The sequence below is a fragment of the Photorhabdus akhurstii genome, from assembly GCF_018448925.1.
In the GTDB taxonomy this organism is placed as follows: domain Bacteria; phylum Pseudomonadota; class Gammaproteobacteria; order Enterobacterales; family Enterobacteriaceae; genus Photorhabdus; species Photorhabdus akhurstii.
The window spans coordinates 1-1,255 of the sequence record NZ_RCWE01000088.1 but is presented as its reverse complement, the minus strand read 5'-3'; the positions used below and the strand labels follow the sequence as shown (position 1 = coordinate 1,255).

The window sequence follows — 1,255 nt, the reverse complement described above, 5'->3', positions numbered from 1 at the left end:
AACCAGGGCAACCGCATGAATGCTTAAATATTATTCAGATTAGAAAATCCTGCTTGTACGACTTGTTCCAGAAATTGCGTTTTCATCCAGGCTCGCATTCGTTTCTTTCTTATACTTAATTTGCTGCCTTCTGTTTTCAGCATATTCAAGGCAATTCGCCTCAATATCGCGATATTTTCCGCCGCATTTTCTCGATAAATCTGACAATCATCCTCATGAAACGTCGCATCCAATACCCAATGGAGATTGTTCTCAATACGCCAATGGCTGCGCACTGCCTGAGCTAAGCTTTCTTCTGTCAGGGGGGCTGAGCTGATGTAATAACGATACTCCAGACTGGGTGATTGGCCTTTTTCTTGCCGGTAACCCATGACAACACCAAGGGTTTTTAATTCCGGCCAGGCGGGGAATTCTGCTTTGAGTGTCTCGGCACTGATGACATGACTTTCCCGGATTTCAAGGCGTCCATGCGACTGTTCCAGCATGACTTTTTCTCTTACCGAAGGCGCGATACGCTGGGCTTTTAACGCCTTTTGAATCGCCCTGTGGAGATGTTTTTGGTTATCTTTAACACTGAACAAATAATCCGCACCCGCATCAAGGAGTGCCTGAGCTATCCGGGTCTGACATCCCATCGCATCAAGGGAAACCAACGCGCCTTTTAGGTCTAACAATTTAATCAGCTCAGGAATAGCCGTGATTTCATTGGACTTCTTTTCTGTCCTAACCTGACCCATCACCAGTTTATTCGTGGTGGCATAAGCGCTCACCAAATGCAGCGTGGAAAGGCGCTCTTCCGGTGAATAAGCGCCCCGCAATACTTTACCGTCAATGGCCACTAATTCGCCCTGGGTGAGTTCATGAACAGCCTTCATCCAGTTGATAAAACAGAGGTTAAATTGTTCCGGGTTAATGCGCGAAATAAGGCGGGCAAACGTATCATCAACAGGGACACCTTCTTTGAACATGCCTTGTTTCAGGAACCAATCATGGTGCCCTTCGGTATACTCCTGAATATCACTCCAGCCTTCTGCGCCCGCAATCACGGCACACAGTGACGAAAACAGGATGTCAAATAAAGGATAGGTGACTTTCGCACTCTGGCGAGGGTCTTGGATTGCCGAAAAATGAAGGGTAAAGTTCTCAAGGCACATGATATAGGTTTTCACTCTCAAAAGAGAGTATAAGATCACAGTGCTTTATTTGAAGCAACCTATTTTATTTTTGGCTAAAAAACATTCGTGATCTTGCCCTG

1 protein-coding gene is annotated in these 1,255 nt (G+C 45.8%); it reads right to left on the bottom strand.

Annotated features, from left to right (window positions below):
• Positions 1–23: 23 nt before the first annotated feature.
• Entirely contained in the window at positions 24–1,154 is a 1,131-nt protein-coding gene (locus EAE93_RS23840) for an ISAs1 family transposase (RefSeq protein WP_046397199.1), read from the bottom strand.
• Positions 1,155–1,255 lie beyond the last annotated feature (101 nt).

Coding starts and splice junctions, on each gene's coding strand:
- EAE93_RS23840 (WP_046397199.1), bottom strand. CDS start 1,154: ATGTGCCTTGAGAACTTTACCCTTCATTTTTCGGCAATCCAAGACCCT.